The following is a 23,429-nucleotide window of genomic DNA, read 5'->3' as shown; positions in this document are numbered from 1 at the left end:
GTCCTCGAAGACGATGGCGTCCTCGTCGATGTCCAGCAGGCCGGCGTCGCGGATGTCGGTCATCAGGGCACTCATGGGGGTCCTCCCAATGATTGAAGTTTTTGGGTCCTGCGTGCTGACCGCGCTCGGAGCCGGGGTCGGGCGGCGCGCTCGTCGTTCCGCCCGCCCCCGGTCCGCCGTACTTCGGGATCCGGACGGATCAGGAGTTGAACTCACAGGGGAAGCGGGTCGGGACGTAGGTCACCCACGGGTCGTCGATGCAGGCCACGGGGGTGAGGTCGGCGTCGAGCTCGTCCTCGAAGACGATGGCGTCCTCGTCGATGTCCAGCAGGCCGGCGTCGCGGATGTCGGTCATCAGGGCACTCATGGGGGTCCTCCCAATGATTGGGGTCTTTGGGTCCTGCTTGCTGAGCGCGCTCATGCTAGCCAGGCGGCCCCACCCGGGACAGGGCGCCGACCGACCTGCCGGATCGCCTACGACAAAGGGAGGTTCCGTTTGTGGACGCCGGCTCCGACGGCTCTCACCGGGGCCGCACACACCGGATCGGCGCCTCCGGGACCGGAGGCGTTCGCCGACCGGCGGGCGGTCAGCCCCGCAGGCGACCGGTCAGCCCCGCAGGCGGCGGGCCCGGAGGTACTCGCGGGCCAGCAGGCGCAGCGCGGCGGGCTTGGCCGGACCGGCCGAACGGCGCAGCAGGGCGCCGAGGTCGGCGCGGGCGGCGGCGCTGGTGAGCTCCTCCACGCCGACGATGCAGCGGACCATCGGCCGGTGGGCGGGCGGCACCCGGTCGACGACGGCCCTGCCCTCGGCGAGGGTGCGGTCGGCGCGGTCGAGCAGGGCGGCGAGCAGGGCCCGCACGGCGGGCAGGTCGCGGGCCCGCTCCAGGTCGGCGCGGGTGACGCCGTGTTCCTTCAGGGTCTCTTCGGGGATGGTCAGCCTGCCGTCGGCGAGGTCCTCGGCGAGGTCGTTGACGAAGTCGAGCCGCTGGCTGCCGTCGATGAAGGTGCGGCAGGCGGCGCGGTAGCCGGCCTGGTCGCCGTCCGGGCCGATCAGGCCGGCGACCACCATGAAGCCGGGCAGCGAGTACCCGTCCACGTAGGCCTGGTAGTCCTCCTCGGTGGCGAATCCGGTGAAGTCCAGGTCGGCCCCGGTCGCGGCGAGGAAGTCCAGCACCCGGTCCCGCAGGACGGGGTGGGCGGCGACGCTGTGCAGCAGCGGGCGCAGCTCGGGGTCGTCGGTGCGGCCGGCGGCGAGGCCGTCGGTGACCTGCTGCCGCCAGTGGGCGGACGCGGCCCGGCGTTCGGCGAGCGGGCCGCTGTCGAGCAGGGTGTCGGTGCGGTGCATGAAGGCGGCGGCGGCGATCACGTGCGGGACCATCCGCGCGGGCAGCAGCAGCTCGGTGGCGAGCGCGGCCTCCCGCCGGTAGCGGGCCATCTGCTGCCGCTGCCGGCCGTAGTCGGCCCGCAGGCCGGCCTCCCGCACCCCGGCCGCGTCCAGCGCCCGCTCCCACCTGCCCACTCGGTCCACCCCATCGTTCGTTCGACGGGGCCGAGCGTAGCCGGTGGGAGCGGGAGGACCTATTCGGGGGCCTGCGGCCCCGGGGTCGCGGCGGCGGCGGTCAGCGCTGGCGGATCGTGGCGAAACCGCAGGCCGGGGTGCAGAGGGTGACGATGCCGCTGTAGCGGTGGGTGGTCCGGCCCCGGGTGACGCTGTGCACGGTGTGCTTCTCCCGCAGGTTGAGTTCCCGGCAGCGCGGGCACGCGGCGCCGACCGGATCGCCCCAGGGGCGGTTGGAGTTGAGCTTGGTGATGGAGACGACCATCAGGACGGCGGCCACGCCCGCGCCGCCGAAGCCGATCACCCGCCACACCCCGTTGCCGGACTCCCGACGGTCGATCATCTCGTCGTAGGAGTAGGTGCCCCCGCCGCCGCGGCTGGACCAGATCCGGCACTCGCTGTGCCGGGTCATGGTCTTGCCGTCGCAGGTCGGCGGGGTGTCCGGGTCCGCCTTCCCGACCACCAGGGCCAGGAAGAAGCCGAGTGCGATCAGCAGGCCGAGGACGACCACGGCGACGGTCCGACTGCGGCCGCTGTGCAGCCGCTTGCGTTCGTTGTACGCCGTATCCATCACAGCCTGGGCCATGTTGCCCCCGTCGACCGCCACTGGTCTTCTCCCGTTGTCCACGTCGCCCGCCGGGCCCGGGTGCCGGGCCGGACGGGGCCCCCGTCCGGGGGCGAGAAGAACCCACCACGAACGACGCCGACTTGTCCGGGACTTGGGAAGATCTTGACCCTTCGGTGGTCCGCCCGGCCGTCCGCTCAGTCGCCGACGGCGACCGAGGCCAGGTAGGAGCCCGCCCGGGCCGGGTCGAAGTACCACTCCTCCAGGTCCGCCGGCTCGTCGAAGGCGTTGGCGAACCGGTGGGCCACGGCGGGCGACCGGCCCCCGGCGCCGAGGATCTGGAGGACGTGCGGGGGCGGTGGGGCGAGCAGTTCGTTGCTCCAGGTGGTGGCGGGGGCGGCGAGGTGCCAGAACCTGTCGAAGGCCTCCTGCTGGAAGGCCCGGTCGAAGGGCCTGTCGCCGTGGTCGAGGATCGCCTCCAGGTAGACGGCGGCGCACTTGGCGGCATTGTTGGAGCCCTGGCCGGCGATCGGGTCGTTGAGGACGACCACGTCCGCGACACCCAGCACCGAACCGCCGCCGGGCAGTTCGCCGATCGGGTGGCGCACCGCCGGGGTGAAGCGCCCGGCCAGGGTGCCGCCCGCGTCGGTGAGTTCGACGCCGGAGCGGGTGCGGTCGTACTCCCAGGGTGTGAAGGTCTTCATCAACTCCAGGGTCACCCGCAGGTGTTCGGCCGGATCGCGGATCCCGTCGAAGGCGTCCGCCGGGCCGCCCGGCCGGGCCTCCCAGATCATGATGTCGCAGGGCCCGGCCTCGGTCAGGGCGGGCACCATGAACAGTTCGCCGACGCCGGGCACCAGGTTGCAGCGCACCGCCGGGTAGTCGTGCTCGGGGCGCGGCCCGAGCCCGTGCACATAGCTGGCGGCCAGCGCGCGCTGCGGCCGCTCGTACGGGGAGCGCGCGTGGTCGCGCTCGAACAGCGAGGCCAGCGCGCCCTTTCCGGAGGCGACCAGCACCAGGTCGTAGGAGCCGGCCAGGTTCTGCAGGTCGGCCGCGGTCACCTGGCGCAGCTCCACCCGGCCGCCGCGCCCGGCGAACAGCTCCAGCCAGGTGGACATCTTCAGCCGCTGGTCGACGGACTGGGCGCGGGCGTCCAGCCGGGCGACCCAGTCGATCGCCCGCTCCGCCTCCGGCCCGGCGACCGACACCCCGAGGCCCTCGATCCGGGGCGCCCGGTCGGCCCACAGGTCGAGGCCGAGGGCGCGCTCGGTGCGCAGCGCGGAGTCGAACATGCACTGGCTGGACATCACCCGCCCGCCGCGCACCTCCTCCGGGCCGCGGTCGGTCAGCACCGTCACGTCGTAGCCGTGGGCCTGCAGCCCCAGGGCCAGTTGGAGTCCGGCCTGCCCGGCGCCGACGATCAGAATTCTGCGCATCGCCCCTGCTCTCCTGGTGGTACGTCCCGGACGGCGGCCCGCACGGCCCGGCCGCCACCGGACTGCTTACCAGTCATCCGGACGCCCGTCCACGGGCCGTGCCGTGCCCGTCGCCCGCCCTCCTGCCGGAGTTCCCGGGCCCGGCGGGACGCCAGGGCGTCACCCCGTGACCAGCTGCCGTCCGCTGACCTCCTCCGGGCGGATCCGCACCCAGCGCGGCCGGTCCCCGCCCGCCCAGGGGGCCGCGCCGGGCAGGCCGGCCAGGCGCTCCAGTTCGGCGGGGTCGTCCACGTAGTGCGCGGGGCCGAGGGCGAGCACGCTCCAGCCGCGCCCGAGATACTCGTCGATGTGGTCGACCTGGAAGGAGACCGCGGCCCCCTCCTCCGGGGAGGCGGCGCCGTGCTCGCCGGTGCGGTAGGCGAAGGAGCCCCGGTCCACCACGTAGTTGACCGGCAGCACCACCGGCCCCGGCTCGACCGGCAGGGCGATCCGGCCGATGCCGTGGTCGCCGACCAGCTGCCAGCACTCCTGCTCGGTGAGGTCGAGCAGCCGGGGGCGCGGGCCGGGGCCGCCCTGGCCGGGCGGGGCGTCGGCGCGGCCGGACACCAGCTCCTCGGGGGTGCTGTCGAGGGCGGCGGCGATCCGGACGAAACCCCCCGGGTCGAAGGAGGGACCGGCCTCCAGCAGGCACCGCAGGTAACGGGGAGCCATCGAGGCCCGGTGGGCCAGGGCCTCCTCGCCGAGGCCCAGTTGCTCGCGCCGTTCGGCGATCCGACGGGCCACGACGGCGGGGTCGGGGGTGTCGTTCACAGGGGTGACTCCTCGGCTTGCCGGGGGCCGTCCGGCCGCGTCCGGGCGTTGACCAGGCCGGATCCATCCAAGCGCCCGGCCTGCGGCAAGTCGAGCAACAGCACGGCCCCGTGCGTGTCGGTCCGCGCCCCGGGCCGGCCGCCGCCGGCGTGCGGTCGACCGGCCGGTGCCACCCGGCCGGGGCGCCGCACCCCCGGCGCCGCCGGGCGGGCCCGGATCGCCGCGTTCGTCAGGGCGCTGCCGGCATGCCCCGGACCGGGCCGTTCAGCGGCGGGCGGGCGCGCTCGCCCCCGCCCCGGCCCCGCGACGGTCCCACCGGGCCGGGGCGAGCGCGGCGAGCATCACCGCCGCCGTGAGCACGAACGCCCACGCGTAGCCAGTCCCGCCCGCGACCGCCCCGAAGGCGACCGCGCCGATCCCCATCCCGCCGTCGTACGCGACGTTCCACAGCGCCGTCACGGTGCCGTAGCCGGCCGGCGGCACCCGCGCGTACATCAGCGCCAGCGTCGCGTTCTGCGCGACGCCGAACCCCGCGCCGAACACCGCGGCCCCGGCCACCACCGCGACCGGGCTGCTCGTGGCGGCCAGCAGCAGCACCCCGGCCGCCGAGACCAGCAGCGCGGGCAGCACCAGCCCGGCCGAGCCCCGGCGGTCCCCGTACCGCCCGGCCAGCCAGCGGGTCAGCGTCGCGGCGCCGGGCTGGACCAGCAGCGCCACCGCGACGGCGGCGGCGGACGGCACGGCGAGCGGCAGGAAGGTGACCAGGATCCCGGCCGCCAGCGCCGTCGCGCCGAACACCGCGGCCGGCCGCAGCAGCGCGCCGCTGCGCAGCCCCTCCCGCACCCCCACGGCCGGCCCGCCGGCCCGGGTCCGGTCCGGCAGCGCCGGGACGGAGGCGACGGCGGCCAGCGGCGCCGCCGCCCCGATCGCGAACACCCAGCCCCAGCCGAGGTGCTCGCCCAGCCAGACGCCGAGCGGCAGGCAGGCCAGGGCGGGCAGCCCGGAGACCAGGCCGACCAGCGCGAGTCCCTCCCCGCGCCGCTCGGCCGGGATCAGCGCGGCGGTCAGCGCCCCGCCCGCCACCAGCGCGACCGCGAAGCCGAGCCCGCGCAGCAGGCAGACCGTCACCACCGCCGCCATGCCCCCGGTCCACGCCAGGACCGGCGTGGGCGCGCCGAGCAGCACCAACCCGGCCGCCAGCACCGGGCGGTAGCCGAAGCGCGCGGTCAGCCACGGGGTGGCCAGTTCGCCGACCACGGTGGCCAGCATCAGCGCGCCGGTGGCCAGGCCCGCCGCGTGCTCGCCGCCGCCGGACTCCTGGGCGTACAGCGGCACGGCGGAGAGCAGCAGGTTGAACCCGACGGAGGTGCCGAGCAGGGAGACGAAGCGCAGCAGCAGTGCCCGCGTCAGCAGTGGCGGCCGGGCGCATCCTGAGCCCGTCGCGGAGTCGATCGTCGTGGTCACCCGGCGACGCTACCGGCCCGAACAGCCTGCCGGTAGGGCTTGCTTCGGCCCGCGGCACCCGCCCCGCCGACGCTCCGTCGGAATACCCGCGCACGACGCTGTCCACCGCCCCGGCCCGAGCGCATACTGGCCAGCGCGGCTCGCACCGGGCGACGGGGCCACTCCGGTCCCCGGCCCGGCCGCGCCGCGACGGGGGAGGCCGGAATCGTGGCAGTTGTCGTGATCGTCGCCGTGGTGCTCCTGCTCTGGCTGGCGACCGGTGTGCGGGTGGTCCAGCAGTACGAGCGCGGTGTGGTGTTCCGGCTCGGCCGGGTGAGCGGGCAGGTCCGCCAGCCGGGACCGAGCCTGCTGCTGCCGGTGCTGGACCGGATGCGCAAGGTCAACGTCCAGGTGGTCACCATGCCGGTGCCGGCGCAGGAGGGCATCACCAAGGACAACGTCTCGGTGAGCGTCGACGCGGTGCTGTACTTCCGGGTGGTGGACCCGGTCAGGGCCACCGTGGACGTCCAGAACTACTCCTTCGCCATGCTCCAGGTCGCCCAGACCTCGCTGCGCTCCGTCATCGGCAAGAGCGAGCTGGACGACCTGCTCTCCGGCCGGGAGAACCTCCACCAGGGGCTGGAGGTGATGCTGGAGAGCCCGGCCACCGGCTGGGGCGTGCAGATCGACCGGGTGGAGATCAAGGACGTCAGCCTGCCGGACTCGATGAAGCGCTCGATGGCCCGCCAGGCCGAGGCGGACCGCGAGCGCCGGGCCCGGATCATCACCGCCGACGGCGAGTTCCAGGCCGCCACCAAGCTCGCCGAGGCGGCGGGCAGGATGAGCGAGACCCCGGCGGCGATGCAGCTGCGGCTGCTCCAGACCGTGGTCGAGGTCGCGGCGGAGAAGAACTCGACGCTGGTGCTGCCGTTCCCGGTGGAGCTGCTGCGCTTCTTCGAGGCCTCCGCCGCCGCCCGGGCCGCCGACCCCGGGGCATAGGCCGGGCCTATGGCCCCATAGATCACCACCGCCTGCTTCGCAGGTCATCCGTAGGGTTTGCTACAAAGGTTCGGCTAACCTTTGTTGCATCGCGCCCGACCGGAGGACCACTCGTCATGCCCCGCCCGATCCGAGTCGCGATCGTCGGAGCCGGCCCCGCCGGCATCTACGCCGCGGACGCCCTGCTGAAGTCCGACGCCGCCCAGGACCCCGGTGTCTCGATCGACCTGTTCGAGCGGATGCCCGCTCCGTTCGGCCTGATCCGCTACGGGGTCGCGCCCGACCACCCGCGCATCAAGGGCATCGTCACCGCCCTGAACCAGGTGCTCGACAAGCCCCAGGTCCGGCTGTTCGGCAACGTCGACTACCCGAACGACCTCGCCCTGGACGACCTGCACCGCTTCTACGACGCCGTGGTGTTCTCCACCGGCGCGACGGCCGACCGCGCCCTGGACATACCCGGCATCCACCTCGACGGCTCCTACGGCGCGGCCGACTTCGTCTCCTGGTACGACGGCCACCCGGACGTGCCCCGGACCTGGCCGCTGGAGGCCGAGAAGGTCGCCGTCCTCGGCGTCGGCAACGTCGCCCTGGACGTCGCCCGGGTGCTCGCCAAGACCGCCGACGAACTGCTGCCCACCGAGATCCCGCCGAACGTGTACGAGGGCCTGAAGCGCAACCGGGCCGTCGAGGTGCACGTCTTCGGCCGCCGCGGCCCCGCCCAGGCCAAGTTCAGCCCGATGGAGCTGCGCGAGCTGGACCACTCCCCCACGATCGAGGTGATCGTCGCCCCCGAGGACATCGAGTACGACGAGGGCTCGATCGCCGAGCGCCGCTCGGTCAAGCACGTGGACCTGGTCGCCTCGACGCTGGAGAACTGGGCGATCCGCGACGTCGGCGACCGCCCGCACCGGGTGTTCCTGCACTTCTTCGAGTCCCCGGTGGAGGTGCTCGGCGAGGACGGCCGGGTGGTCGGCCTGCGCACCGAGCGCACCGAGCTGGACGGCACCGGCAATGTGCGCGGCACCGGCGGCTTCACCGACTGGGACGTGCAGTCGGTCTACCGGGCGGTCGGCTACTACTCCGACGAGCTGCCCAAGCTGCCCTTCGACCCGGCCTCGGGCACCGTTCCGCACCAGGCCGGACGGGTCCTGGACGGCGACGGCTCGCACCGCACCGCCACGTACGTCACCGGCTGGATCAAGCGCGGCCCGGTCGGCCTGATCGGCCACACCAAGGGCGACGCCAACGAGACCGTCGCCTGCCTGCTGGACGACCACGCCGCCGACCGCCTGCCCGGCGCCGTCGAGCCGGACCCGGCGGCCGTCGAGGAGCACCTGCGCGCCCAGGGCGTCCGCTTCACCACCTGGGACGGCTGGAAGCTGCTGGACGCCCACGAGCGCGCGCTCGGCGAGGCCGAGCAGCGCGAGCGGGTCAAGGTCGTCGAGCGCGAGGACATGCTCCGCCACAGCGGGGCCTGAGCCTTCGAGGTCCTGATCATGTCGCCCCGCCGAGCCCGTGCTCGGCGGGGCGATCCGGAGTGCCGGGCTGCCCGTCGGAACCGCCGCCCCCGGTCACTCGCACTTCACCGACAGCGCCCGGAGGCACAAGGGCCGCCGGGGACGGCTCACAGACCCGGCACGTGGTAGCCGTTGAGGCGCCAGAGCGCGGCGCTGTACCAGAGCAGGGCGATCAGGACGAGCAGGGCACCGCCTGCCGTGGGCAGGGCCCAGCCGGGCAGCCGGCGGTGGCGGACCACGATGACCTTGGCGACGAACGCGCCGTAGAGGAAGCATCCGGCGAACGAGTGCACGGCGATCCGACTGTCCGTCAGCTGCACGCCGTAGGCCGTGAGGCAGTGGTAGGCGATCGGGAGGGACAGCAGGAACGCGGCCAGGCCGACCAGCCGGTGCCCGGTCCGGACCGACCGGGGTGCGGTGGGCAGGCCGGGCAGCCGGCCGTACATCCGGAGCGCCAGCAGGAGCTGGACCAGCGCGAGGCCCAGCAGGGCGGTGCCGAGCTGGGCCTTGAGCTGGTTGGCGTCGTCGAACCGGCGGCCGAAGAGGCTGCTCGCGTAGTCGGGTGTGTGCGCCCGGCCGTACCAGAAGAGGCCGGCCGTCACGGCCACCGGCAGCGCTGCCCACAGGAGGCCGGAGGCCCGCCGAGGGCGGGACGACCGTTCGACGCCGTTCATCCGCTCAGCTGCCCTCGACCTTGTTACCCGAGGTGTTGACCACGTACCACGTGGCACCGAAGGCGCTGGACTCCTCGCCGTTGGTGTCGCCCTGCGCCGTGTCGCCCTCGAAGTAGTAGAGCGGGTGGCCGTTGTAGACGATCTGGGTCGTGCCGTCCTTGCGGGTGCTCGTGGAGAGCTTGGCCTGGTCGACGCCGTTGGTGGCGGTGGGGGTGCCGGTGGTCAGGGCGGGGGGCCAGGCGGTGGCGCAGGCGTCGTAGCAGGTCGACGTGGGCGAGGTGTCCGCCTCGAACAGGTAGAGCGTCTTGCCTCGGGCGTCGACCAGGATGTTCTGGTACTTGCCGACGGTGGTCGCCGAGACCGTGGCGGCAGCAGCGCCGGCTCCGGCGGAGGGGCTCGCGCTCCCCGTCGGGGTCGCTTCGGCGGACTGACTGCCGGAGGGGCTCGCCGCGGAGGTCGCCGCGGGTGTCGGGCTTGCCTCGGGTGTCGACTTCTTGCTGCTGGAGCAGCCGCCGCACACCACGGTGATCAGGGCGACGACGGCGGCCGTGGCGGTCACCGTACGGGAAATTCTCATGGGCTTCTCTCCGGCCGGGGTGGGAACTGGTGCCACCACTTCAGCGCGAACAGGCTCGGCCGCTTCACCAGGCACGCCAGCAGGCGGGCAAGGCGAGGCGACCGTTGACCCTGATGGCCGACAGCAGCGGCTCGCGGCCGGTCCGCGTGCCGGTCAGGGACGGACGATCGGCAGCAGCAGCTCGTCCACGATCTCCGCCGGATCGAGCCGCACCGCGTCCCCGCCGCACATCTTGATCCGGTACAGCATCAGCGCCGGCACCAGGTCGGTGACCAGCGGGGTGACCGCCCCGGGCCGGACCTCGCCGCGGGTGGTGCCGCGGTCCAGCACCTCGGCGATCAGCGCGGTCGTCGGCTGGACGACCCGCTCCAGCACGATCTCCAGGAAGGCGTGCGCCCGCTGGTGGTCGAGCTCGCTCATGACGGCCCGCACGGCGGCGCCGATCTCGCTGACCATCGCGGCGCGCAGCCTGGTGACCACCTCCAGCAGGTCCCCGCGCAGGCTGCCGGTGTCGGGGGCCGGGCCGGACGGCGGCAGGCTGGCCCGCAGCGCATCCTTGACCAGCTCCTCCTTGGAGGACCAGCGGCGGTAGAGCGCGGCCTTGCCGGTCTGCGCGGCGGCGGCCACCCCCTCCATGGTCAGCCGGGCGTAGCCGTCGGTGGTGAGCTGCTGGAGGACCGCCTCGTAGATGGCGCTCTCCAGCGCCTCGCCGCGCCGCCGCAGCGGGGCGGCCGTCACCGGCCCGTGCCCGGTGTCCGTCTCAGCGGTCATGGTTGCGCACCTTCTTCAGTCGCCTTTCCTCGGTCCCGTCGCTCCACGCGTGCGGCCGCGGTTCCCGGGGAGGTCCCGGTCCGGCCGCGCGAACGGTGAAGCACTTTCCCCGGTCGCGGAGATCACCTGGACCCCACTGTCGATGTTAGTGAACGAACCCGTTCCCGGCGTCGCCCCCGGCGCACGATCCGCTCTGGTGTTCGAGTTGCGATGGGTTCCCCCCTCGATACGCTTCGAGAAGAGGCTCCCCGAGCCCGGACCCGCGCCGCCCCCGGCGCACCCCTTCCGCACGACAGGACCTGGACAGGACCGTGGCCCCATGCGGCTGGGGCGGGACCGGCGGTGGCATGGAGGAGCAGGTCGAAGTGGACCCGCCTGCGGAACCCCGTGGAGGACCCTATGACCGAGAGAACGGCCGGCATGGCGCTGGCAGCCGCCGGCGCCGCCGCGGTCTTCGCCGTGGTGAGCATCGTCGCCGCCGCCAGGGCGTGCAGGTGCCGGATCTCCGGCGCCGAGAGCGCCTCGGAAGCGAAACGGCACCACGGCCCCGGCTCCGGCATGACCGCCACCAGCCACGGTCGCTGCACACCCCCGAACGTCTGTTGACCCCTCTCTTCCCCGATTCCCCTATTCCTGGAATTCCCGTCCCGCCCCCGGCCGTCACCCGTCGCGCCGGGGGCCCTTTCACGTGCCGGGCGCCCTCCCCCCGGGTGCACGCGGTGCCCCCACCGCACCGGACGGCTGCGGACGACGGGCCGCTCGCCGTCACCGGCCCGCGGGCCGGCGCGGGAGCACCGCGTGCACCCGGGTACCGCGCCGCAGGGCGTCCACGGTGCAGCTGCCGCCGATCTCCGCGGCCCGCTCGGACATCGACTGCAGTCCCACTCCCGGGTGCACGGGAAGCCCGTGGCCCGGGCCCTGCCCGTCGTCCTCGACGTCGAGCACCAGCTGCCCGCTCTCCGCCCGGACGGACACCGTGGCGCGGGCCGCCTGCGCGTGGCGCAGCACGTTGTTGAGCGCCTCGGCGGTGATCCGGTAGACCGCGACCTCGACGGCGGCGGGCAGCGCCGGCAGCGGGTCGGGCTCGAGCCGGGTGGTGACGGCGAGGTCCGGGCCGCTGAAGGTCTCGGCGAGGCGGCTCAGCGCCAGGGACAGGCCGTAGTCGCCCAGCGCGGTGGGCCCGAGCCGGTCGGTGATCCGCCGGACCTCCCGGACCGCCGAGGCGAGGTCGTCCGCGACCCGGTCCAGCACGCTGGAGAAGAGCGCCGGGTCGTCCACCGCGGCGGCGGCCTGCAGCCGCAGCCGCAGGCCGGCCAGCATCGGGCCGAGGCCGTCGTGGATGTCCCGGCGCAGCTGGCGGCGCTCCTCCTCGCGGGCCGCGACGATCCGCTCGCGGCTGGCCCGCAGGTCCTCCATCAGCTGGAGCGAGGCGACGGCGGGCGCGGCCTGGTCCGCGAGCGAGCGCAGGATGTCGCGGTCGCTGTCGTCGAGCACGCGCTGGCCCTGCCGCGGGGCGACGGTGAGTCGGCCGATCTGGTCCCCCCGGTGCACCAGCGGGAAGCCCTCGCCGCTGCCGGAGAGCTCCCCGACGGCGGCCAGCGGCCGTTCGCCACTGCGCGTGGAGACGGTCAACTCCACGCCGGGCAGCCGCAGTTCGTCGCTGACGGTACGGCACAGCACGGCCGGCACCTCCTGCGGGTCGACGGTCTGGCTGACCCTCCCGGCGAGACTGCGCAGCACCTGGTACGGCTGCGCGCGCGAGCCGTAGTACCAGCGGTCGACGAGGCCGGAGGCCCCGCGCACGCCCCGGGGCAGGCCGATCGCGAGCACGAAGACCGCGGCGACCACCACCAGGGCCCCGAGGCCGCGTCCGGGCATCAGCATGGTGGAGAGCAGACAGGCCACCACCACGAACACCATCGCCAGCCCGGCGGCCACCAGCAGGCCGACCAGGATCCGCCGGGCCGCCCGGTCGAGCCGCCAGGAGCCGTCCCGGACCACGACGGCGGCCAGGGTGATCGTCCACAGCGCCGACGTGACGGCGAACGCGATGTACGAGGGCGTGCTCTGGTCGAAGAAGTAGCCGAGTTCGGCTCCGCCCCAGAGCAGGTAGACGCCGAGGGCGATCAGGACGTTCTGCCGGCGCCGCCGCGACACCCCGCGGATGCGGGCGAGCGGGACGAGCACCACCAGGACGGTCAGCACGACGTACACCACGAGCTGGGCGTCGAGCAGCCGGTCGTTGAGCGCCCCCAGCCAGTTCGCGAAGGCGCTGCCGGCGAACGGGTTGGGTTGGCCGAACACGGTGGCGTCGGAGAAGGAGTACCCGGCCGGGGCCAGCCTCCACAGGCCCACGGCGGCGATCGCGAACCACCACCACCTGCTCGGCAGCGTCCCGTTCGGCAGCCACAGCGGCAGCGCGTGCCACAGGGTGGCACTGACCGCGTAGCCCACCGACACCAGGACCACCACGGCCCCGACCGCCTGGGGGGTACCCCCCTCCACCCACAGCGGGGCCTCGGCGGCAAGCGGGACGATCAGCGTCGCCCCGTACGCGAGCAGCACCCAGCCGAGCTGGTTCCCGGGCCGGTGGGCGTGCAGCAGCACCCCGCCGGCGACGGACGCCAGGCCGTAGCCGAGAACCGGTAGAAGACGGGCGGGCGTGGAGATCCCGGGCGTTCCGAGGTGGCTCACCACGTACCCGGCCCACAGGCCGCCGGCCACCAGGCAGACGAGCGCGCACAGCCCGGCCGCGGCCAGCTGCCGCTCCGCCGGACCGGACCGTGGCCGCCACCAGGCTCTGTGTGTGCTGTCCGCAGCCATGTCCGCCCTCTCTTCGCCGGGCACCTCCGGATCTCTGAAGTCTGCGCCACCTGTTGTCCCGGGCGCATGAGGCAGCAGCCCCGCCGGCCCCGTGGCGGCCCCGCCGCCGCGGCGGCGGGCCCCGGGCCGGTCAGACGGGCGGGTTGGGGCGGGTCAGGCCGCGGTCGTAGGCGAAGATCACGGCCTGGACGCGGTCCCGGGCACCGATCTTCGACAGCACCCGGCTGACGTGCGTCTTGACGGTCGACTCCGCCAGCACCAGGCGCTGGGCGATCTCGTTGTTGGACCAGCCGTGGGCGATGGCGACCAGGATCTCGCGCTCGCGATCGGTCAGGGCGTCCAGCCGCGGATCCGCGACGGGCTCGGCGCCGGGCGGGCGGACCGGCAGGCGGTGGGCGTAGGCGTCGAGCAGCCGCCGGGTGATCGCGGGGGCGACCACGGCGTCGCCCCCGGAGACGGCGCGGATGCCGGCCAGCAGTTCCTCCGGACGGGCGTCCTTGAGCAGGAAGCCGCTGGCACCGGCACGCAGCGCGGCGTGCGCGTACTCGTCGAGGTCGAAGGTGGTCAGCACCAGGATGCGGGAGCGCCCGCCGGTCGCGACGATGCGGCGGGTGGCCTCGATCCCGTCCATGCCGGGCATCCGGATGTCCATCAGGACGACGTCGGGGCGCAGGTCGGCGGCCAGCCGGACGGCCTCGCCGCCGTGGGCCGCCTCGCCGACCACCTCGGTGTCGGGCTGGCTCTCCAGCAGCATCCGGAAGCCGTAACGCTGCAAGGGCTGGTCGTCCACGATGAGGACGGTGGTCACGTCGGGCCGCCTGTCGGGTCGGGGGTGAGGTCCGGGTCCGCTCCGGGGCCCCGGTCCGCCGTGGGGCCAGGGTCTGCGGTGGAGCCAGGGTCCGCGGTGGGGTCCGCGCCGGTCGGGTCCGCGCCGGAGGTGGGGTCCGGCCCGGGGGTGAGGTCCAGAACGGCCTCCACGGTCCATCCTGCACCGGGGACGGGACCTGCCGTGACGCTGCCGCCGTACAGGGCCGCGCGTTCGCGCATCCCGGCCAGGCCGTGGCCGTAGCCGTCCGTGCGACCGTGCCAGCGGGGGCCGCCGGGCCGGCCGGTGTCCTCGACGCGGATCCGCAGCCGCTCGGCGTCGACGGTCAGCGTCACATGGGCGCGGGTCTCCGGCCCCGCGTGCTTGAGGGCGTTGGTGAGCGCCTCCTGGACGATGCGGTAGGCCATCAGCTGGACGCCGCGGTCCGGTCGGTCCAGGGCGCCGGCGGCCGTGTACACCACCTGAGGCCCGGCGGCGCGGATGCGGGCGCACAGCCCGTCGAGGTCGGCGATGCCGGGCTGCGGCGTGTACTCGGCGGCCTGGTCCCCCTGGTCGCGCAGCACGCCGAGCATCCGCCGCAGTTCGCCGAACGCCTGCCGGCTGGTGTCCCCGATCAGCAGCAGGGCCTCCCTGCCGCGCTCGGGGTTGGCCTGCGCCGCGTACGCGCCGCCGTCGGCCAGGGTGACGATGACGGACAGGTTGTGGCCGACGATGTCGTGCATCTCCCGGGCCACCCGGGCACGCTCGGTCGCGGTGGCCAGCCGGCTGCGCTGGTCGCGCTCGATCTCCAGCCGGGCGGCCCGCTCCCGCAGCCCGGCGAGCTGGGCGCGCCGGACGCGCACCGCGATGCCCAGGGCCACGGCCGCCGTCGCCGCGCTGAACAGGAAGAACAGGGCGTCGCCGACCGGCAGCCCACCACCGGAGACGGCCACCGCGACCAGGGCCACGGCCACCGCCATGGCCGCACAGGACCACGCCAGGTGCCGCAGCCGGCCGTGCAGCGCCAGGCTGTAGAGGGCGACCAGCAGGGCGGCGTCGGCGCGCAGACCGACGTCCAGGGACCACTGCAGGACGAAGACGGCCATGATCGCGGCGAAGGCCGCCGTGGGCCGTCGGCGGCGCCACAGCAGCGGCAGCACCAGGCCGGCCTGCAGGGCCAGGGTCTGCGGCAGCGGCAGCCGGGCGAGCACGATCCGGTGCTCGCGCCCGCCGGCCTCGACGTGACCGGGAAAGAGGTCGGGCAGGCAGAACAGCAGGAAGGCGACGGCCACCACCGCGGCGTCCAGCACCCAGGGGCGGTCGCGGTCCCCCTGTCGAAGCCGCTGGCCGATCCGGGCCAGGCGGACGTACAGCGGGTGGCCGGACAGGACGTCGGCGGCCGGCGCGTCGCCGGCCCGGGGGTCACCGGCCCGGGAGTGACCGGCCCGGGAGTCACCCGCTCGGGGGTCGGAGGCCCGGGGATCGTCGGCCCGGGCACCTCCGGCCGCGAACGGGCTCGTGGTGGCGGCGTGCTCACTCACCGGTGGCACCTCCCTGGTCGGCCGGGCTGTCGAGGTCGTGGGTGCGGCGCCGGTTGCTCCCGGCGCCGCGATGGATCGTCTCCGCTCCGAGTCTCTCAGGCGTCGGTGCGCACCAGCCGCACGGCCGCCGCACCGAGGGCGAGGACCATCCAGCCGAGGAAGACGGCCAGCCCCACCGTCGGCGAGAGCGTGGTCGAGTCGTGGTGCAGGGCGAACATCGCCTCGCCCGCGTGGCTGGGCAGGTAGGGGCTGAGGTGGCTCTGCCAGGAGCTGGGCAGCAGCGCGGTCAGCCCGGGGACCAGCATCAGCGTGGCCACCAGCACCGCGATGCCGCCGGCCACCGAGCGCAGCAGCGCGCCGAGCGCGACGCCGATCACACCGACCAGCGCGAGGTAGAGCCCGGCGCCCAGCAGGCCGCGGACCACCCCGGCGTCGGAGAGGGTCATCGCCACCCGGGTTCCGGAGAGGACGCCGCTGTCGGCGACGAAGACGGCGAACACCCCGACGGTGCCGAGCACCAGCGCGATCAGCCCGTACACGGCGGCCTTGGACCAGAGCACCGGCAGTCGGCGCGGCACGGCGGCCAGCGTCGAGCGGATCATGCCGGTCGAGTACTCGCCGGCGGCGACCAGCACACCGAGGACGCCGAGGGCCAGCTGGGCGAAGTTGGTGCCGAACAGGGAGAGGCTCAGTGTGCTCGCGCTCGCGAAGTCCCGGTCCATCGGACGGCCGGAGGTCATCCGTGACTTGAACTGGTAGGCGGCGATCAGGCCGAAGCCGACCAGGAAGAGCAGGGCCAGCCCGAGGGTGATCCAGGTGGAGCGCAGCGACCACAGCTTCGCCCACTCGGAACGCAGCACCCGCACCGCCGTCACCCGGTACGCGGGGCGCGTGGGCCGCAGGTCGCCGGAGGCGGGCATCTGGCTCGGTGCGATGGTGGTCATGCCGCACTCCTCGGGGTCTCGCCGGCGGGGGCGCCGGCGGCGGTGGTGGTCGTGCCGTGGTACTCGACAGCGTCGCGGGTCAGGTCCATGAACGCCTCCTCCAGGGAGACCGTCCGCGGGGTGAGCTCGAACAGGGCGATGCCCCGCTCGGCGGCGGCCAGGCCGATCTCGCGGGCCGTGCGTCCGCTGACCAGCAGTTCCTCCGAGCCCGCCCGGCCGGTGACCTCCACACCGGGGCCGGCCAGCGCGGTGCGCAGCAGGGCCGGGTCGGCGCTGACCACCTTGACCACGTCGCCGCCGGCCTGGCGGACCAGGTCCTGCACGGTCGTGTCGGCCAGCAGCCGGCCCCGGCCGACGACGATCAGGTGGTCGGCGACCAGGGCCATCTCGCTCATCAGGTGCGAGGAGACGAAGACGGTGCGGCCCTCGGCGGCGAGCGAGGTGAGCAGGTTGCGGATCCACAGCACGCCCTCGGGGTCGAGGCCGTTGACCGGCTCGTCCAGCATCACCGTGGCCGGGTCGCCCAGCAGGGCCGAGGCGATCCCGAGCCGCTGGCCCATGCCGAGCGAGAACGCCCCGGCGCGCTTGCGGGCCACCGACGACAGCCCGGTCAGCTCGATGACCTCCTCGACCCGTCGGCGCGGGATGCCGTGGGTGTGGGCCTGGGCCATCAGGTGGTGGAAGGCCGAGCGGCCCGGGTGGATCGACTTGGCCTCCAGCAGCGCGCCGACCTCCTGGAGCGGCGCCGCGTGCTCGGCGTAGCGGCGGCCGTTGACCCTCACCGAACCGCTGGTGGGGGCGTCCAGCCCGACGATCATCCGCATCGTGGTGGACTTGCCCGCGCCGTTCGGCCCGAGGAAGCCCGTCACCGTCCCCGGCCGGACCGTGAAGTCCAGCTGGTCCACGGCCGTCTTCTCCCCGTACCGCTTCGTCAGCCGGTGCGCCTCGATCATCGCTCACCTCTGTGCTCCGGGGCCGGTCCGTCCGGCCGCCCTCGTGCACCACGCTACGTGCGGAGTCGGCTCCGATCCGTGGTACCGGAGTCCGATCATCGGCGCGCCCGTAGTACCGCGGTACCACCCCGACACCCCACCACAGCAGCCGGTCGGCGGTGCTCCGCCAGCACCGCCCGGACCTCCGCCGGCAGCGTCCGGCGGTCCCCGCCGTAGGGCACCGCCGCCGCGAACACCGCGCCGCCGCTCGCTCCGGGAGGCGGCGGGGGCGGCGTCCGCCGATACTGGGGCCGCCCGGATTCTTCTGGAGGAACCATGGACTACGGTCTCGGCGTGCGGCTCGACCGGCCGTTCGCGCAGGCGGTGGAGACGGTCACCGCCGCGCTCAAGGAGCAGGGCTTCGGCGTCCTGACCACCATCGACGTCCGGGCGACGCTGCGCGAGAAGATCGGCGCGGAGATCGAGGACTACCTGATCCTCGGCGCCTGCAACCCCGCCCTCGCCCACCGCGCCCTCCAGGCCGACCGCCGGATCGGGCTGCTGCTGCCCTGCAACGTGGTGGTCCGGGCGGACGGCGGGGCCACGGTGGTGGAGGCCGTCGACCCGCAGACCATGGTCACCCTGGCCGGCCCGGGCGGCGGGCTGGGCGAGGTCGCCGAGGAGGCGGCACGGCGGCTGACCGCCGCCCTGGACGCGCTGCGCGGATGAGGAGCAGACCATGACCGCACCCGTCGTCGCCGGATTCGACGGCTCCCCCGAGAGCCGCGCCGCCACCGAGTGGGCCGCCCGCGAGGCGCAGCGCCGCGGCTGCCCGCTCGATCTCCTGCAGGCCTGGCCGTGGCCGCACCAGGACGTGGTCGGCAGCGAGGAGACCTACCGGCACGCGCTGGACCAACTCGCCCTCCGGGCGGATGAGTTGCGCCCGCTGGCCGGTGTCGGGCCGGTCACCTCGGCGATCGTCCCGACCGATCCGGCCGAGGCGCTGGAGGCGGCCGCGAACTCGGCCGGCCTACTCGTCCTGGGCTCGCGCGGGCTGGGCGCGGTGCGCGGCTTCCTGGTCGGCTCGGTGAGCCATGAGGTGCTGCGCCGGGCGAGCTGTCCGGTGGTGCTGGTCCGGGCGGAGGCGGTCGAGTCGGACGGCCCGGTGCTGGTGGGCCTCGACCTGACCCACCCGATGGACGACGTGCTGGCCTTCGCCTTCGACGCGGCCGCCCGGCGCGGGGCCCCGCTGCGGGTGGTGCACGTCTGGTCGCCGCCGGTCTCCAGCCAGTACACGGCACTCCAGGCCGTCGGCGGGCTGGGCGAGCTCTCCTCCGTCGACCGGGCCCGGTTCGCCGAGCAGCTGGCCCCCTGGCGGGAGCGCCACCCCGAGGTCTCGGTGACCGCCGACCTGATCCAGGGCAGCCGCTCCGTCGACCTGGTGGACGCGGCGGACGGGGCCCGGCTGCTCGTGGTCGGCCGCCGCACCCGCCGCACCCTGTTCGGCGCCCACCTCGGCCCGGTGGCGCACGCCGCGATCCACCACGCGGTCTGCCCGGTCGCCCTCGTCCGGCACGCCTGAGCGGCGAGCGGGCGGCGAGGGGCAGCGACGGGGCGGCGAGACACGGCGGCCGGGAGCGTCCGACCGGGGCGGCGACGGAGCGGCGGCCGGCCCTACTCCGGGCCGTCGGCCGGCACGTGCGCGGCGTAGAGCCGCTGGAGCAGCCCGTTGAGGTGCCGGCGTTCGGCCGCGGTCAGGGCGCCGAGGAACCGCTCCTGCTCGGCGGCGGCCGCGGCGGCGATCGTCCCGACCAGGGCGCTCCCCCGGTCCGTCAGGGTGACGACGCGGCGGCGCCGGTCGGTGTCGTGCGGACGGCGTTCGGCGAGCTGCCGGTCCGCCAGCTGGTCGAGGACCGGGACGAGGTTGCGGGCGTCCACGGCGACGAGTTCGGCCAGCCTCCGCTGGACCACCGGACCGTGCCGGTCGAGGGCGACCAGCACGGCGTACTGGCCCTGGGTCAGCCGGTGCTCGCCGAGGAAGGCCGCCCAGGAGCGGGCCGTGAGGGATCCCAGCCGCGCCAGCAGGAAGCCGGTGCCGCGTTCGAAGGCCGGTCGCTCCGGTGCGTCCACCGCACCAGGTGTGTCCGGTGTGTCCGGTACGTCCGGCCGGTCGTTGTCGCCGCTCATGGGGTCAGCCTAGTCAATGGACATGCCCCATGTCGTTTGATAGACATGAATCATGTCTATTGAGCTGCGCCACTCGACCGTGGCCATCGGTGACCGCTCGCTCCACGTGGTGGAGTCCGGCCCCACCGACGCCCGCCCCTTCCTGTTCCTGCACGGCTGGCCGGAGTCCTGGCGGACCTGGCTGGGGGTGATGGAGGCGGCCGGCGGCGAAGCCCGGACCATCGCCGTGGACCTGCCCGGGATCGGCGGCTCCACCGGGGCCGTCGAGGGCGGGTCGAAGCGCCGGCTGGCCGGGACGGTCCACGCACTGGTCCGGGAACTCGGTCTCACCGGCACCACCCTGGTGGGCCACGACGCCGGCGGGATGGCGGCCTACGCCTACCTGCGGCGGTTCACCGGCGTCGAGCGCGTCGTCGTGATGAACACCGTGATCCCCGGCGTCGACCCGTGGAACGAGGTGCTGCGCAACCCGTACATCTGGCACTTCGGCCTGCACGCGGTACCCGACCTGCCGGAGGCCCTCGTCCAGGGCCGGCAGGCGGTCTACTTCGACCACTTCTACGACGTGCTGTCGGTCGACCCCGCCCGGATCACCCCCGAGTCCCGCGCGGCGCACGCCGCCGCCTACGCGAGCCCCGCCGCGCTCACCGCGGGATTCGATCTCTACCGCGCCTTCCCCCAGGACGCCCGGGACAACGCCGAGGCCGCCGCCGTCCCGGCCGACACACCTCTGCTGTACGTCCGCGGCGACCGCGAGGGCGGCGACATCGAGGCCTACGCCCGGGGCTTCCGCGCCGCGGGCGTCCGCGAACTCACCACCGCGGTGGTCGCCGACGCCGGGCACTTCGCCCAGGAGGAGCAGCCCGCCGCCGTCTGGGCCGTCCTGCGCGACTTCACCGCCGTACGGCCGACGCTCTGAGACACGACGTCGGCGCGCGCGGGACGGCCCGGCCGGGCGCGATCGGCAGGGGACGGGGCCCCTGGTCGGCCCGGCCGGGCCGGCCGCTCAGCGGGTGCCGCGCCGGCGGGTGATCCGGGTGAGTACCGAGCCGGACAGCAGCGCGGCGGCGCCGACCGCGCCGACCGCGGCGACGGCCCGCCCGTGGGAGCCGGTCGCCGCGAGCTCGGCCGGGGCCGCGGCAGCGCCACCGGCGGCGCCACCCGCGGCGCCCGCGGCCTCGCGGATCTGGCGGACGATGTCGTCGGGATGGGACATCATCGACACGTGCGAGGAGTCGATCTCGACCGTGCGCGACTTGGCGCGCCTGGACTCGAAGCGCTCCAGGTCGGGGGCGATGGCCCGGTCCTGCCGGGAGACGACGAACCACGACGGGATGTCGCGCCAGGCGGCGGCGGTGGCCTTCTCGGCGAACCCGACCTGGGAGACGGGGCGCTGCTCGGCGGCCATCAGCCGGGTGCGGGACTCCGGCAGGTCGGCGGCGAAGACGGCGCGGAACTTCTCGTTCTGGATGTAGAGGTCGACTCCGCCGCCGCCGGTGCCCGTGAAGGGGACGGGGTTGAGCGCGGTGGCGAGGTCACTGCCCGCGAACTTCGTCGACAGTTCGGCCGGGGACTCGCCCACGTCGGGCGCGAACGCCGACACGTAGACCAGAGCCTTGACGTTCGGGTTCCCGGCGGCGGCCTGGGTGATGACGGCTCCGCCGTAGGAGTGGCCGGCCAGCACGATCGGGCCGCTGATGCTCTTGAGCAGACTGGCCACGTAGGCGGCGTCCTCGGTCAGACCGCGCAGTTCGTTGGGCGGGGCGAGGACGGTGAATCCGTCGTCCATGAGGCGCGTGGCGACGTCGTTCCACCCGGAGGCGTCCGCGAACGCACCGTGCACCAGGACCACCGTCGGCCTCCCGCCGCCGCCCGGCCTGCCGCCGTCCTGGGCGGCCGACGCGGGCGGCGCGGTGGCGGCGACCGCACAGGTCGCGAGCGCCACCACGGCGGCGGAGGAGATCGAACGGCGGGACAGCGATATGCCCATGGTTCCTGCCTTTCAGCGAGGTGAGAGGGGGCTGGAACCACCCTGCCCACACCCCCGTCCGGGCAGCACACCACGCTGCGCACACGGGTGAATCCGCACCGCTGTTCGAGTTTCCGTACGGCGGCATCCGGTTTCGACGGCGTTCCGCACCACGTCGATCGACGCGGGCGGACCACCGTTCGGCCCAGCGCGTTCAGAGCTCCCCGGATCTGAACCGGGCGGCCTCGTCCTCCAGGTCCGCCAGGTCGGGTGTGCGGTGGCGGACGGCGCTCACCCACTGGTGAACGAGTGCCCAGAGTTCGGCGAGGCGGCCGGGGACCGGGGCGCCGAGGAGGGTGAGGAGGCCGGTCGCCGCCGGGTCGCCCTCGTCGCAGGCGGGGCAGAGAGCGGTCTCCTTGAAGCCGGTCACCTGCTTCCCGGCCTGATTCGGCCAGGAGTGCGGATAACGGGCGGTCAGGAGGGCCGGGATTCCGCAGCGTCGGCAGGGCGGGAGGACAGCGGTGCGGACCATGACGAGGGGAGAGGTTTCGTTCGGAGGCGTCATGCCGGACCCACCCCGGCCTCGCCACCGCCACCGCCACCGCCACCGGACGCGGTCCCGGTGCCGGACGCGATCCCGGTACCGGACGCGAAGGCGGCGTCGCGCACGCTCGCACGCGGGGCGCCGATCGCGGTCCTCGGGGAGTCGCGGCCGCCTCCCCCGGGCGGGAGGGACCCGCCGATCCGGTCGGGCGCCAGCACCTTGACGGTGCGCCCGCCCCGCGCGCGGGCACGGCCCGGGCTGCGGGAGGAGTCCTCGACGGCGTTCATGGCCTTGGTCCTGCCGAAGGTGTTCACCCGTACGGTCTACCCGTCACCGCGCGTGTCGATGACACCTCGGACGGTGCGGTGTGCCGCCGGTCGTCGAAGAGCCGGCCGCGCGCGGGAGTTCCGGCGGGGCGTACCGGGTCGGTTCGCGCCCGGGCCGGCGACGGCGTGTCGCGGGGCGGCGCGGTGGTCACACTACTGCGGAGAAGATCGCGACGGGCAGCACGAGCTGCCCGTGCGACCACCACGCACACCGGAGGCAGTGACCGTGAAGCGCGTCGGCATCATCGGAGTGGGCGAGATCGGCCGGGCCATCGTGACGGGCCTGCGCCACGGGGACGACCCGGGGCCGGAGGTCCTGCTCTCGCCGCGGGGCGCGCGGACCGCGGCCGAGCTGGCCGAGCGGTACGAGGACGTACGGGTGTGCGCCGGCAACCAGGAGGTGGTGGACGGCTCCGAGCTGGTGATCATCGCCCTGCGCCGCCAGGACTGGCGCGAGGCTCTGACCGGCCTGCACGTGCCCGACGACCGGGTCGTGGTCAATGTGGTGCCCGGCGTCGGCACCGGGGAGCTGCGCCGGGTGCTGGCCACCGACGCGGCGGTGACCCACGCCATCCCGCTGCCCACCGTGCGCGAGCGCCGCTGCCTCACCGTGGTCCACCCCTCGCACCCCGACGCGGACGCCCTGTTCGAGCGGTTGGGCGGGGCGCTCCCGGTCGCGGACGAGGTCGCGCTCAGCGTCCTGTCCGCACTGACCTCGACCCAGACCACCCACTACGCGTTCCTCACCACGCTCGTCTCCTGGGCCGTCGACCAGGGCATTCCCGCCGGGGACGCCGACCGCTTCGTCCGCGGCGTCTACCAGGACGTCGGCCGCTCGCTCGGCGACGGGACCCGCTCGCTGGAGCGCCTCGCGGCCGAGCACGAGACCCCGGGCGGGAGCAACGAGCGCATCCGCACCAGCTGGTTCGACGAGGCCAACTCCGGGGCCCTGCGCACCGCCCTCGACGGCCTGGTCGGCGACCTCCGCACCGGCCACCGGTAGGC

Annotated in this window: 26 protein-coding genes; 7 read left to right on the top strand and 19 right to left on the bottom strand. The window is 74.6% G+C overall.

Annotated features, from left to right (window positions below):
* The 7 genes from ACFVUY_RS22615 to ACFVUY_RS22585 all read right to left on the bottom strand — a co-directional run.
* The coding region (locus ACFVUY_RS22615; RefSeq protein ID WP_387690385.1) for an SflA family class IV lanthipeptide at positions 1 to 63 on the bottom strand (63 nt) is incomplete at its 3' end.
* A 136-nt stretch (positions 64 to 199) separates the two neighbouring features.
* Positions 200 to 367 (bottom strand): SflA family class IV lanthipeptide, encoded by a 168-nt coding sequence (locus tag ACFVUY_RS22610; protein WP_387732463.1) that lies wholly within the window; start codon positions 365 to 367, stop codon positions 200 to 202.
* A gap of 240 nt (positions 368 to 607) precedes the next feature.
* Positions 608 to 1,519 carry a phytoene/squalene synthase family protein gene (locus ACFVUY_RS22605; protein WP_387732461.1) on the bottom strand — a complete coding sequence of 304 codons (912 nt, stop codon included), beginning with the start codon at positions 1,517 to 1,519 and terminating at the stop codon, positions 608 to 610.
* A 100-nt stretch (positions 1,520 to 1,619) separates the two neighbouring features.
* Entirely contained in the window at positions 1,620 to 2,165 is a 546-nt protein-coding gene (locus ACFVUY_RS22600) for a hypothetical protein (protein WP_387732459.1), read from the bottom strand.
* 155 nt (positions 2,166 to 2,320) lie between these two features.
* Positions 2,321 to 3,559 (bottom strand): styrene monooxygenase/indole monooxygenase family protein, encoded by a 1,239-nt coding sequence (locus ACFVUY_RS22595; RefSeq protein ID WP_387690245.1) that lies wholly within the window; start codon positions 3,557 to 3,559, stop codon positions 2,321 to 2,323.
* A 159-nt stretch (positions 3,560 to 3,718) separates the two neighbouring features.
* Positions 3,719 to 4,369: a pyridoxamine 5'-phosphate oxidase family protein gene (locus ACFVUY_RS22590; protein WP_359907959.1), complete on the bottom strand. Its 651-nt coding sequence runs from the start codon at positions 4,367 to 4,369 to the stop codon at positions 3,719 to 3,721.
* 264 nt (positions 4,370 to 4,633) lie between these two features.
* Complete coding sequence (locus tag ACFVUY_RS22585; protein ID WP_387732457.1) at positions 4,634 to 5,833, bottom strand: MFS transporter; 1,200 nt, start codon at positions 5,831 to 5,833, stop codon at positions 4,634 to 4,636.
* A 207-nt stretch (positions 5,834 to 6,040) separates the two neighbouring features.
* On the opposite strand from ACFVUY_RS22585, the gene ACFVUY_RS22580 reads away from it, so the two are divergent.
* Together ACFVUY_RS22580 and ACFVUY_RS22575 are read left to right on the top strand one after the other, a co-directional pair.
* Entirely contained in the window at positions 6,041 to 6,811 is a 771-nt protein-coding gene (locus ACFVUY_RS22580) for a slipin family protein (RefSeq protein WP_387690239.1), read from the top strand.
* A gap of 116 nt (positions 6,812 to 6,927) precedes the next feature.
* Positions 6,928 to 8,292: an FAD-dependent oxidoreductase gene (locus tag ACFVUY_RS22575; RefSeq protein ID WP_387690237.1), complete on the top strand. Its 1,365-nt coding sequence runs from the start codon at positions 6,928 to 6,930 to the stop codon at positions 8,290 to 8,292.
* A gap of 146 nt (positions 8,293 to 8,438) precedes the next feature.
* Here ACFVUY_RS22575 and ACFVUY_RS22570 read toward each other — a convergent pair whose 3' ends face one another.
* The 3 genes from ACFVUY_RS22570 to ACFVUY_RS22560 all read right to left on the bottom strand — a co-directional run bounded on the left by ACFVUY_RS22570 (position 8,439) and on the right by ACFVUY_RS22560 (position 10,353).
* Positions 8,439 to 9,005, bottom strand: a complete 567-nt coding sequence (locus ACFVUY_RS22570) for a DUF6529 family protein (RefSeq protein ID WP_387732455.1) — start codon at positions 9,003 to 9,005, stop codon at positions 8,439 to 8,441.
* A 4-nt stretch (positions 9,006 to 9,009) separates the two neighbouring features.
* On the bottom strand, positions 9,010 to 9,582 hold the full coding sequence (locus ACFVUY_RS22565; RefSeq protein ID WP_387732453.1) for a hypothetical protein: 573 nt from the start codon (positions 9,580 to 9,582) through the stop codon (positions 9,010 to 9,012).
* A 153-nt stretch (positions 9,583 to 9,735) separates the two neighbouring features.
* The gene (locus ACFVUY_RS22560) at positions 9,736 to 10,353 is read right to left on the bottom strand and encodes a TetR-like C-terminal domain-containing protein (RefSeq protein ID WP_387732450.1); all 618 of its coding nucleotides are present in this window, start codon (positions 10,351 to 10,353) and stop codon (positions 9,736 to 9,738) included.
* A gap of 399 nt (positions 10,354 to 10,752) precedes the next feature.
* Here ACFVUY_RS22560 and ACFVUY_RS22555 point away from each other — a divergent pair, with 399 nt between their 5' ends.
* Positions 10,753 to 10,959 (top strand): hypothetical protein, encoded by a 207-nt coding sequence (locus ACFVUY_RS22555; protein WP_387732448.1) that lies wholly within the window; start codon positions 10,753 to 10,755, stop codon positions 10,957 to 10,959.
* Positions 10,960 to 11,118: 159 nt separating this feature from the next.
* Here ACFVUY_RS22555 and ACFVUY_RS22550 read toward each other — a convergent pair whose 3' ends face one another.
* The 5 genes from ACFVUY_RS22550 to ACFVUY_RS22530 form a co-directional block, all read right to left on the bottom strand.
* Complete coding sequence (locus ACFVUY_RS22550; RefSeq protein WP_387690227.1) at positions 11,119 to 13,176, bottom strand: histidine kinase; 2,058 nt, start codon at positions 13,174 to 13,176, stop codon at positions 11,119 to 11,121.
* A 130-nt stretch (positions 13,177 to 13,306) separates the two neighbouring features.
* Positions 13,307 to 13,984, bottom strand: coding sequence for a response regulator transcription factor (locus ACFVUY_RS22545; protein WP_359898427.1), 678 nt, complete (start codon positions 13,982 to 13,984; stop codon positions 13,307 to 13,309).
* Positions 13,981 to 15,369, bottom strand: coding sequence for a sensor histidine kinase (locus tag ACFVUY_RS22540; protein ID WP_387732586.1), 1,389 nt, complete (start codon positions 15,367 to 15,369; stop codon positions 13,981 to 13,983). Before ACFVUY_RS22540 ends, ACFVUY_RS22545 begins: the two co-directional genes overlap by 4 nt.
* 248 nt (positions 15,370 to 15,617) lie before the next feature.
* Entirely contained in the window at positions 15,618 to 16,466 is an 849-nt protein-coding gene (locus ACFVUY_RS22535) for an ABC transporter permease (RefSeq protein WP_387690225.1), read from the bottom strand.
* Positions 16,463 to 17,419, bottom strand: coding sequence for an ATP-binding cassette domain-containing protein (locus tag ACFVUY_RS22530; RefSeq protein ID WP_387690223.1), 957 nt, complete (start codon positions 17,417 to 17,419; stop codon positions 16,463 to 16,465). The genes ACFVUY_RS22535 and ACFVUY_RS22530 overlap by 4 nt, the downstream gene beginning before the upstream one ends.
* A gap of 315 nt (positions 17,420 to 17,734) precedes the next feature.
* Here ACFVUY_RS22530 and ACFVUY_RS22525 point away from each other — a divergent pair, with 315 nt between their 5' ends.
* The gene (locus tag ACFVUY_RS22525) at positions 17,735 to 18,127 is read left to right on the top strand and encodes a DUF302 domain-containing protein (RefSeq protein ID WP_387690221.1); all 393 of its coding nucleotides are present in this window, start codon (positions 17,735 to 17,737) and stop codon (positions 18,125 to 18,127) included.
* Positions 18,128 to 18,137: 10 nt separating this feature from the next.
* Entirely contained in the window at positions 18,138 to 18,980 is an 843-nt protein-coding gene (locus ACFVUY_RS22520) for a universal stress protein (RefSeq protein WP_387732445.1), read from the top strand.
* A 92-nt stretch (positions 18,981 to 19,072) separates the two neighbouring features.
* On the opposite strand, the gene ACFVUY_RS22515 is transcribed toward ACFVUY_RS22520, so the two are convergent.
* Positions 19,073 to 19,585 carry a MarR family winged helix-turn-helix transcriptional regulator gene (locus ACFVUY_RS22515; protein WP_387732443.1) on the bottom strand — a complete coding sequence of 171 codons (513 nt, stop codon included), beginning with the start codon at positions 19,583 to 19,585 and terminating at the stop codon, positions 19,073 to 19,075.
* Between the two features lie 52 nt (positions 19,586 to 19,637).
* Here ACFVUY_RS22515 and ACFVUY_RS22510 point away from each other — a divergent pair, with 52 nt between their 5' ends.
* Entirely contained in the window at positions 19,638 to 20,504 is an 867-nt protein-coding gene (locus ACFVUY_RS22510; protein ID WP_387732441.1) for an alpha/beta fold hydrolase, read from the top strand.
* An 87-nt stretch (positions 20,505 to 20,591) separates the two neighbouring features.
* Here the strand turns inward: ACFVUY_RS22510 and ACFVUY_RS22505 are convergent, their stop codons facing one another.
* The 3 genes from ACFVUY_RS22505 to ACFVUY_RS22495 form a co-directional block, all read right to left on the bottom strand.
* Entirely contained in the window at positions 20,592 to 21,575 is a 984-nt protein-coding gene (locus tag ACFVUY_RS22505) for an alpha/beta fold hydrolase (protein ID WP_387732439.1), read from the bottom strand.
* A 193-nt stretch (positions 21,576 to 21,768) separates the two neighbouring features.
* A complete protein-coding gene (locus ACFVUY_RS22500) occupies positions 21,769 to 22,119 on the bottom strand; it encodes a DUF6300 family protein (protein WP_387732436.1) in 351 nt (116 codons plus the stop codon).
* Positions 22,116 to 22,412, bottom strand: coding sequence for a hypothetical protein (locus tag ACFVUY_RS22495; RefSeq protein WP_387732433.1), 297 nt, complete (start codon positions 22,410 to 22,412; stop codon positions 22,116 to 22,118). The genes ACFVUY_RS22500 and ACFVUY_RS22495 overlap by 4 nt, the downstream gene beginning before the upstream one ends.
* A 232-nt stretch (positions 22,413 to 22,644) precedes the next feature.
* On the opposite strand from ACFVUY_RS22495, the gene ACFVUY_RS22490 reads away from it, so the two are divergent.
* On the top strand, positions 22,645 to 23,427 hold the full coding sequence (locus tag ACFVUY_RS22490) for an NAD(P)-binding domain-containing protein (RefSeq protein WP_387732430.1): 783 nt from the start codon (positions 22,645 to 22,647) through the stop codon (positions 23,425 to 23,427).
* Positions 23,428 to 23,429: the final 2 nt, after the last annotated feature.

This window comes from Kitasatospora sp. NPDC058063 (assembly GCF_042885395.1).
GTDB classification, from domain to species: Bacteria; Actinomycetota; Actinomycetes; order Streptomycetales; family Streptomycetaceae; genus Kitasatospora; species Kitasatospora lactacystinica.
The sequence above is the reverse complement of the archived record's forward strand: the minus strand, read 5'-3'. Positions and strand labels throughout refer to the sequence as shown.